8 protein-coding genes and 1 pseudogene are annotated in these 8915 nt (G+C 69.9%); 6 read left to right on the plus strand and 3 right to left on the minus strand.

From position 1 onward, the window contains the following. Positions 1 to 9: 9 nt before the first annotated feature. The gene (locus CSR00_RS08355) at positions 10 to 711 is read right to left on the minus strand and encodes a DUF3043 domain-containing protein (RefSeq protein ID WP_099021921.1); all 702 of its coding nucleotides are present in this window, start codon (positions 709 to 711) and stop codon (positions 10 to 12) included. 82 nt (positions 712 to 793) lie between these two features. Between CSR00_RS08355 and CSR00_RS08360 the strand changes: the two genes are divergently transcribed. Together CSR00_RS08360 and CSR00_RS08365 are read left to right on the plus strand one after the other, a co-directional pair. Next, the gene (locus CSR00_RS08360) at positions 794 to 1939 is read left to right on the plus strand and encodes a glycerate kinase family protein (protein WP_099021922.1); all 1146 of its coding nucleotides are present in this window, start codon (positions 794 to 796) and stop codon (positions 1937 to 1939) included. A gap of 66 nt (positions 1940 to 2005) precedes the next feature. Continuing rightward, entirely contained in the window at positions 2006 to 2368 is a 363-nt protein-coding gene (locus CSR00_RS08365) for an iron-sulfur cluster assembly accessory protein (RefSeq protein ID WP_099021923.1), read from the plus strand. Between the two features lie 82 nt (positions 2369 to 2450). Here the strand turns inward: CSR00_RS08365 and CSR00_RS08370 are convergent, their stop codons facing one another. Next, the gene (locus CSR00_RS08370; protein ID WP_099021924.1) at positions 2451 to 3122 is read right to left on the minus strand and encodes an Rv0361 family membrane protein; all 672 of its coding nucleotides are present in this window, start codon (positions 3120 to 3122) and stop codon (positions 2451 to 2453) included. 187 nt (positions 3123 to 3309) lie between these two features. On the opposite strand from CSR00_RS08370, the gene CSR00_RS08375 reads away from it, so the two are divergent. Continuing rightward, a complete protein-coding gene (locus CSR00_RS08375) occupies positions 3310 to 4284 on the plus strand; it encodes a carbohydrate kinase family protein (RefSeq protein WP_099021939.1) in 975 nt (324 codons plus the stop codon). An 89-nt stretch (positions 4285 to 4373) separates the two neighbouring features. Here CSR00_RS08375 and asnB read toward each other — a convergent pair whose 3' ends face one another. Beyond that, on the minus strand, positions 4374 to 6386 hold the full coding sequence (asnB, locus tag CSR00_RS08380; protein WP_099021925.1) for an asparagine synthase (glutamine-hydrolyzing): 2013 nt from the start codon (positions 6384 to 6386) through the stop codon (positions 4374 to 4376). Positions 6387 to 6664: 278 nt separating this feature from the next. Here asnB and ctaC point away from each other — a divergent pair, with 278 nt between their 5' ends. The 3 genes and pseudogenes from ctaC to CSR00_RS31215 all read left to right on the plus strand — a co-directional run. Beyond that, on the plus strand, positions 6665 to 7753 hold the full coding sequence (gene ctaC, locus CSR00_RS08385; protein ID WP_407662409.1) for an aa3-type cytochrome oxidase subunit II: 1089 nt from the start codon (positions 6665 to 6667) through the stop codon (positions 7751 to 7753). 18 nt (positions 7754 to 7771) lie between these two features. After that, a complete protein-coding gene (locus CSR00_RS08390; RefSeq protein ID WP_099021927.1) occupies positions 7772 to 8191 on the plus strand; it encodes a cytochrome c oxidase subunit 4 in 420 nt (139 codons plus the stop codon). A gap of 190 nt (positions 8192 to 8381) precedes the next feature. Then, a pseudogene (locus CSR00_RS31215) lies at positions 8382 to 8915 on the plus strand (hypothetical protein); the annotation flags it as partial.

Consider the following 8915-nt stretch of genomic DNA (forward strand, 5'->3'; position numbering starts at 1 on the left):
TGAGGGTGCTCAGCCGACTTCGTCGCCGCGCTCGACCTGCGGGCGCGGAGCGCGCATGCGGCGCAGCTGCGACGCCCGGCCGGCGGCGTAGAAACCCAACCGCCACCGGCTCTCGGTGTTGTTCGGGAACTTCTCGTCGACCATGTTGCCGACCTTGCGGGCCAGCACGATCCCGTCGATGGCCATGACCGCCATCAGCAGAAGCATCGCCGGGGAGACGAACAGCTGCACCTGCGGCACCGCCAGCATCGCGAAGATCAGGACCAGCGCCGCGGGCATGAACAACCCCAGCGCGTTGCGGCGGGAGTCGACGATGTCGCGGACATACCGCCGGACCGGGCCCTTGTCGCGGGGCAGCAGATAGGCCTCGTCGCCGGCCATCATCTTCTCGCGCCGCTCGTTCATCTGAACGCGACGCTCGGCGCGGTCGACCTTGCGTTCGGAGCGGGACAGTTTCGGGCCGGCCAACGCCTTGCGGCGGGCCCGCGCCTCCGAACCGGTCATCGGTGCCGGTGCCACCGGGCCGCGCCGGCGGGTGCTCTCCGAACGTTTGGGCGTCGGGCGGCCCTTCGGGGCGGTCCCGGCCGCCTGCCCAGCGGATTCTTGCGCGGAATCCGGCCCGGAATCCACCGCCGGGTCCGGCGCGGACTGCTCCGTGGCGTTGCGCGCGTCTCCGGCGTCGTCATCCTTGTTTCGGCCCAGCAACTTCACGATCCCCAGGTTACTTCGCCGGCCCGGCGCCGGCGCAGACCCCCGGCATGCACCGGGGCAGCGGCGGCCTTAATCTGCACAGATGACGGGCGCACCGGAGACCGGGCTGCGCGTGCTGGTCGCCCCCGACTGCTTCGGCGACTCCCTGACCGCGGTGGAGGCCGCCCAGGCGATCGCGGTCGGCTGGCAGCAGGCGCGGCCCGGCGATGACCTCACCCTGGCACCACAGTCCGACGGCGGGCCCGGATTCGTGGGCGTGCTGGCCAGCCGGCTGGGCGAACTGCACCACCTGCGGGTGCCCGGGCCCCTGCAGGACGAGGTGGACGCCGAGTGGGTCTACGAGCCGGCCTCGGGCACCGCCTACATCGAGTGTGCGCAGGCCTGCGGATTGGCCCTGCTCGACGGGCCGCCCACCGTGGACACCGCGCTGGCGGCGCACACCAGGGGAGTGGGCCGTCTGGTCGAGGCGGCGCTGGCCGCGGGAGCCACCCGCATCGTGGTCGGGCTCGGCGGCAGCGGCAGCACCGACGGCGGCCGCGGCATGGTCGAGGAACTGGGCGGGTTGGACGCCGCGCGTGAGCGGCTGGCCGGGGTGGAACTGATCGCCGCCTCCGACGTCGAGCATCCGCTGCTCGGCACGATGGGCGCCGCGCACGTGTTCGGACCGCAGAAGGGCGCCGACGCCCGCACCGTGGGCGTGCTGGAGGACCGGCTCGCCGCCTGGGCCGACGAGCTGGACCGGGTGGCGGGCCGGCCCGTGCGTGCGGAGCCGGGCGCAGGCGCCGCCGGCGGCCTCGGGGCCGCGCTGCTGGCGCTGGGCGCGCGCCGCGAATCGGGTGCGGCGATCATCGCCGAGCACACCCATCTGGGCGCGGACGTGGCGGCCGCCGAGCTGATCCTCACCGGTGAGGGACGGTTCGACGACCAGTCACTGCACGGCAAGGTGGTCAGCGCCCTGGCCAACGGCGCCCGGGAGCGCCGGACCCCGGTGCTGGTGCTGGCCGGACAGGTGACCCTGGCCGACACGGCGCTGCGCTCCGCCGGCATCGCCGGGGCGTTCTCGCTCAGCGACTTCGCCGGGTCGGTGCAGAAGGCGATCGACGACGCGGCCAACCAGCTGGCCGGGCTGGCCTACCGTGCGGCCTCCGAGCTGGCGGTTTCCGAGCCGGGCGGGGCACCCGGGGGAGATCCGGACCCGGGCCGCGGCACCGGCAAGACTCGGGAATAGCGCACCGACAAGGTACGGTTGAGATAGTGGGTTCAATCCACGCAAGCCACCAGCTGAGGAGACGTAATGACTGTTCACGACGAGTCAGCGACCGCCACCGCCACCCATGGCGTGACGCTGAGCGACGCCGCGGCGGCCAAGGCGAAGTCGCTGTTGGACCAGGAGGGGCGTGACGACCTCTCCCTGCGGATCGCCGTGCAGCCCGGTGGCTGCGCCGGTCTGCGCTACAACCTGTTCTTCGACGACCGCAGCCTCGACGGTGACCTCAACGCCGAGTTCGGCGGTGTCACGCTGACGGTGGACCGGATGAGCGCGCCGTACGTGCAGGGCGCCACCATCGACTTCGTCGACACCATCGAGAAGCAGGGTTTCACCATCGACAACCCCAATGCCACGGGCTCCTGCGCCTGCGGCGACTCGTTCAACTGACCACCGGCCCGATCGGAAACCGGCCGCCTCGTGCGGCCGGTTTCGTCGTTTGTGACGGTCTCTCCCGGCTTCCGGGTGTGTGTCAGAACGTACCGGCGGTGCGCAGCACGTAGGAGCAGACCAGCACCTCGTTGTTGTAGACCAGCATCTGGGCCACACCCTGGCGTTCGATCTCGGCGCCCGAGCCGGTGCGCCCGGCGGGCACGACCTTCATGGTGAACAGGGCCTGCGCCGCCGTCGGGGACGCGAAGACCATGGCGTCCACCGAGGTCACCTCGGCCTTGGAGAACTGCTTGTGGAACGCCTCGGCGCTGAGCTTGGCCAGCGCATCGTCGGAACGACGGTCCTTGACCCCGTCGTAGAGGCCGCACAGCGTGTTCTTGGCGATGGTCTGGATGTCGGCGTCCGACAGCGCGTCCAGATACGTCTGGATCGCCTGCTGCGCGGAGGCGGGGGTCAGCACCGCGCTCTCCTCGGCGGGCTGATCGCGCACCACGAAGACCAGACCGACCACGATCGCGGCGACCACCGCGGCCGCCACGGCGATCGCGGCCACCACCGGCCACCGGCGTCGTCTGGGGTACTGCACCGGCGGGGGCAGCGTCCCGGGATAGGCCGCCGCGGCCGGTCCGGGGTCGAACCGGCCACCCGCCCGGTCCTGCGGATATCCACCGGGTGGCTGGTCGCGGGGGGGTCCGGAGAACTTTGGCCCCGACGCACCGGTAGCGTGGTGCGGCGGATACGGGCCAGACATGGTTACTCCTGCGGTTAAAAGGGTGAATTCGGGACACCGTTGATGAGCCACCGGTGCGCACTGGTCACCCGTCCGGCTCTGGTACGCAGGTTAGCGCACTCGAGCGGGGCGCTCCCTGTCCGCGGGGCGTGGTTAGGCTTGTCTGGTCGCAGCTGAACCGGCTCATGAATGAAGGGTGGAGCACTTCGTGACGATTGCCGTGACCGGATCCATCGCGACCGATCATCTGATGCGATTCCCCGGCCGCTTCTCCGAGCAGTTGCTGGCCGAGCACCTGCAGAAGGTGTCGCTGAGCTTCCTCGTCGACGACCTGGTGGTGCACCGGGGTGGCGTCGCGGGCAACATGGCCTACGCGATCGGGGTGCTGGGCGGGGACGCCGCCCTGGTCGGGGCCGCCGGGATCGACTTCGGCGACTACCGGGCGTGGCTGGAGCAGGCCGGCGTCGACTGCAGTGGTGTGCTGATCTCCGAGACCGCGCACACGGCGCGGTTCGTGTGCACCACCGACACCGAGATGGCGCAGATCGCGTCGTTCTATCCCGGGGCCATGTCCGAGGCGCGCAACATCTCGCTGGCCGACCTGGTGGCCGCGGGCAGCGCGCCGGAACTGGTCATCGTCGGTGCCAACGATCCGGAGGCGATGTTCCGGCACACCCAGGAGTGCCGCGAGCTCAAGCTCGCCTTCGCCGCCGACCCCTCCCAGCAGCTGGCGCGGCTGTCCGGCGAGGAGATTCGCGCCCTGATCGGCGGCGCGGCGATCCTGTTCACCAACGACTACGAGTGGGATCTGCTGCTGAGCAAGTCCGGGCTCACCGAGGCCGAGGTGATGGCGCAGATCGGGCTGCGGATCACCACGCTGGGCGCCGACGGTGTCGACATCGTCTCCCCGGACGGCACCAGCATCCACGTCGGGGTGGTGCCCGAGACCGCGCGGGTGGACCCGACCGGTGTGGGCGACGCCTTCCGGGCCGGCTTCCTCACCGGGCGCAGCGCCGGGCTGGACCTGCAGCGCTCGGCCCAGCTCGGCTCGTTGGTGGCGGTGCTGGTGCTGGAGTCCACCGGCACCCAGAACTGGACCTGGAACCGCGAAAGCGGGATCGCGCGGCTCAAGGACGCCTACGGGCCGGAGGCCGCCAACGACATCGCCGCGGCACTGCTGTAGTGCCGGGGCTGTAGACCGGGCCGGCGGGCCGGCCGTCGAACAGGGCCGGCGGGCCGGCCGTCGAACAGGGCCGGCGGGCCCGGTGTCAGTCAGATCTGCACCGGGTACTGCGGCTCGCCGATCCGCGGGGTCACCGAGCCGTCGACGAAGATCGCGTGCCAGAGCAGGAAGATCAGCACCGTCCACAGCCGGCGGCTGTGATCGCTCGTCCCGGTTCGATGTTCGTCGAGCATCGTGCGGACCGCGGGCAGGTCGACCAGCTCGCCCGCCCGTGACGAATCGGTCATGGCGGCCTCGATCAGGGAGTAGGCCCACTCCAGCAGTTCGCCGGCGCGCAACCAGTGCCGGATCGGCACCGGAAAGCCGAGCTTGGCGCGGTGCAGCACGTGTGCCGGCACGATCGGCTCCAGGGCGCGGCGCAGCGCGTACTTCGTGGTGGTTCGGGTGATCTTCTGGTCCAGCGGCAGCCGCGAGGCCACGGCGAACACCTCGGGGTCCAGGAACGGAACCCGCAGCTCCAGCGAGTTGGCCATCGTCATCTTGTCGGCCTTGACCAGGATGTCGCCGCGCAGCCAGGTGAACAGGTCGATGTGCTGCATCCGCGCGACCGGGTCCCAGCCGGCCGACTCCGCGTAGAGCGGGGCGGTGACGTCGGTGTGCGTCCATTCCGGGCGGAATCCGCGCAGCACCGCGCGCAGTTGCTCGTCGGAGAAGCTGCGCGCGTTGCCGTAGTAGCGCTCCTCCAGCGTCAGCGATCCCCGGTGCAGCAGGCTCTTGCCGCGCATCCCGTCGGGCAGCGGAGTCGAGACCCGCCCCAGGGAGCGGCGCAGCGGCCGCGGAATGTAGTCGAACGGCTTGAGGGACAACGGCTCCCGGTAAATGGTGTAGCCGCCGAACAGCTCGTCGGCGCCCTCCCCGGAGAGCACCACCTTCACGTGCTTGCGGGCCTCGCGGGCGATGAAGAACAGAGGCACCAGCGCCGGATCGGCCACCGGCTCGTCGAGGTACCAGACGATCTCCGGCAGGGCCTCGACGAACTCGCCGGCGCTGACCACCTTGGTCACGTGCCGCGCGCCGATCGCCTCGGCCGAGGCCACCGCGACGTCGACCTCGGAGAAGCCCTCCCGCTCGAAGCCGGTGGTGAAGGTGATCAGGTTCGGGTTGTGGCGGATGGCCAGCGCGGCGATGGCCGTGGAATCGATCCCCCCGGACAGGAACGCCCCGACCGTGACGTCGGCGCGCATGTGTTTGGCCACCGAGTCCTCCAGGACCGCGGTGATCTCGTCGTAGCGGGCCTGCTCGCCGCCCCTGGTGAACGGCACCGCGGAGAAGCGGGGTTCGAAGTAGCGGGTGACCTGCGGGGCCCGGCCCGGAGTGATGCGCGCGTAGCAGCCGGAGGGGAGCCGGCGCACACCGCGGTGCAGCGTCTCGGGTTCGGGCACGTACTGCAGCACCGTGTAGTGCTGCACGGCCCGCTCGTCGAGCGCGGTGTCCAGCTCCAGTTCGGGGGCCAGATCCAGCAGGCACTTCTTCTCGCTGCCGACGGCGGTGCCGGCCGGCCCGGTCGCCATGAACAGCGGTTTGATCCCGAACGGGTCGCGCGCGCAGAACAGCTCCCGCTCGACGGTGTCCCACAACGCGAAGGCGAACATCCCGCGCAGCCGCGACAGCGCGGCCGGACCCCAGTGGTGGTAGGCGGCCACGATGGCCTCGCCGTCGCCCTCGGTGGCGAACGTCGCGCCGTGCTCGGCCGTCAGCTGCGCGCGCAGCTCCAGGTAGTTGTAGATCTCACCGTTGAAGACCAGCACGTAGCGGTCCGGGCAGTCGGCCGGTCCCCAGCGCAGCGGCTGATGGGAGTGGGCGATGTCGATGATCGACAGGCGGTTGAACCCGAGCACCACCCGCCCACCCGCGGACTCGGCGGAGTTATCGGGGGCGGACTCGGCGGAGATATCGGGGGCGGGCTCGGCGGCGTCCGTCCAGGTGCCCGGTTCGTCGGGGCCCCGGTGCCGCATCAGATGCGACGCACCGGCGACCTTGTCGACGAGGTCACCGGTGACGGACCGGGCCGGATCACACAGCAGAGCGAGCAGTCCGCACATCGCCGGTAAGTATGCCTGACCCCACCGCCGGTGGCGGCCACCCGCTCCCGCCGGCCCGGCGCCTTGGCGACACCGCGGCAGCGTTCCGGGGACGGCTCGCCGAGAGGTCCGTGCGCAAAACACCTGTTCGCCGGGATCGATGCGGAGAAGTTCCCGCGATAGGGCAGGTGTGTCGAGCCTCGCGTGTGGGGGTGGTCTACGCTGCGTAGTATTCGTCTCGCGCGTTCTCGCGTGTAACGAACGCAGGACTACGACAAGTGCCCAGGCAAGTGCCGGAAATAAGCGGTGCGAGCAGGACTGATACAGGAGGCGCCAACGTGAAGACCCGCGGTTCCCGCCGGCTCCGGGTGTTGGCTCTGGCGGTCACGCTGGGTGCCCTGGCGGTGACGCTGAGCGGCTGCAGTTGGTCGGAGGTGCTGGGTCTGGGTTGGCCGAAGGGCGTCACCCCGGAAGCACACGCCAACCGTGAGCTGTGGATCGGCTCGGTGATCGCCGCGTTCGCGATCGGCATCATCGTGTGGGGCCTGATGTTCTGGACGGCCAGCTTCCACCGCAAGAAGGCCTCCGACACAGAGCTGCCGCGCCAGTTCGGCTACAACATGCCGCTCGAGCTGGTGCTCACCGTCATCCCGTTCCTGATCATCTCGGTGCTCTTCTACTTCACCGTGGTGGTGCAGGAGAAGATGATGCACAAGGACGCCAACCCCGAGGTGGTCGTCGACGTGACCGCCTTCCAGTGGAACTGGAAGTTCGGATACCAGAAGGTGGCCTTCGCCGACGGCACCTTCGACTACGACGGCGCGGACCCGGCCCGCAAGGCGGCCATGGAGTCCAAGCCCGAAGGGGTCGACGCGCACGGTGAGGAGCGGGTGGGCGCCATCCGCGGTCTCAACCCCGAGGACCGCACCTACCTCAACTTCGACAAGGTCGAGACGCTGGGCTCCAGCAACGAGATCCCGGTGCTGGTGGTGCCGGCCGGCAAGCGCATCGAGTTCGTGCTCGCCTCGGCCGACGTGGTGCACTCGTTCTGGGTGCCGGAGTTCCTGTTCAAGCGCGACGTCATGCCGGACCCGGAGGCCAACCACTCCGAGAACGTGTTCCAGGTCAGTGAGATCCAACTGCCGGAGGGCAAGACCAGCGCCGCGTTCGTGGGGCGCTGCGCGGAGATGTGCGGCACCTACCACTCGATGATGAACTTCGAGGTCCGGGTGGTGCAGCCCAACGACTTCAAGGCCTACCTGCAGCAGCGCATCGCCGGCAAGACCAACGCCGAGGCGCTGAGTGCGATCAAGCAGGAACCCATGGCGATCACCACGCATCCGTTCGACACCCGCCGCGGTGAGCTCGCGCCGCAGGCAAGCCGATAGGACCAGGGGCACACAGGCATGCATATCGAGTCGAGGCTGTTCGAGATCCTCACCGCGTTCTTCGTGCTGGCGACGGTCATCTACGGGGTGCTCACTCACCTGTTCGCTTACGGCGGTATCGAGTGGGCCGGTACCACCGCGCTGGCCCTGAGCGCCGGATTGTCGCTGATCGTCGGCACCTTCTTCCGCTTCGTGGCGCGCCGGCTCGACACCCGCCCGGAGGACTACGAGGACGCCGAGATCAGCGACGGCGCCGGCGAACTGGGCTTCTTCAGCCCGCACAGCTGGTGGCCCGTGCTGATCGCGTTGTCGGCGTCGGTCACCGCCGTCGGCGCCGCGCTGTGGCTGCCGTGGCTGCTGGTGGCCGGGGTGGCCATGGTGCTGGCCTCGGTGGCCGGCCTGGTCTTCGAGTACTACCTGGGTCCCGAGAAGCACTGACTACCGCCGGGCGCATCCGGAATGCCGGAACAAGGTCACAATCGTGGTGCAGATGACCTCGGCGGTTCCGTGGCGTGGCGATTCCGCGTGGCGAGTTCGGTAATGTTGCCGACGCACGATCGGTGCGGTGACCGCCCCCGGGTAGCTCGCCCGCGGATCGCGATGAAGTAGTCGAGAGGGACAGCCAGAGATGAGCGGGCCGAAACCCCCTTCGCCGGGCGAGGAAGACCGGCCGGGCGACGGCACGCAGGACGGGCCCACCGAACAGTACGGCGATCAGTTCGGCGGCGATTTCGGTGGCGCGGCCGACGACCTGGAGGTGCCGTCGGCGGGGTTCCCCTCCCAGGCGTACTCGGCGCCCGAGTCCGAGCAGTTCGCCAGCTCCTATGTCCCGGCGGACCCCAATCTCTACGATTACGACGACTACGAGGGCGCCGGCGAGCAGGCCGACGCTGCGCGGCCGCCGCGGTGGCCGTGGGTCGTCGGGATCACCGCCATCGTCGCCGCGATCTCGCTGGTGGTCTCGGTGGCCCTGCTGGTGACCAGCACCGACGCCGACAAGCTGGCGACGCCCGCCACCAGCACCACCACCGCGCCACCGGTACAGGACGAGATCATCACCACCACCACACCGCTCCCGCCCCAATCTGACTCTGCCGCCGATGCCCCATCTGTAGCCCACCGTAGACTCGCCACCCCTCAAAACAACACCCAGCACATTGCA

The sequence above is a fragment of the Mycolicibacterium palauense genome (assembly GCF_002592005.1).
Classification (GTDB): Bacteria; Actinomycetota; Actinomycetes; order Mycobacteriales; family Mycobacteriaceae; genus Mycobacterium; species Mycobacterium palauense.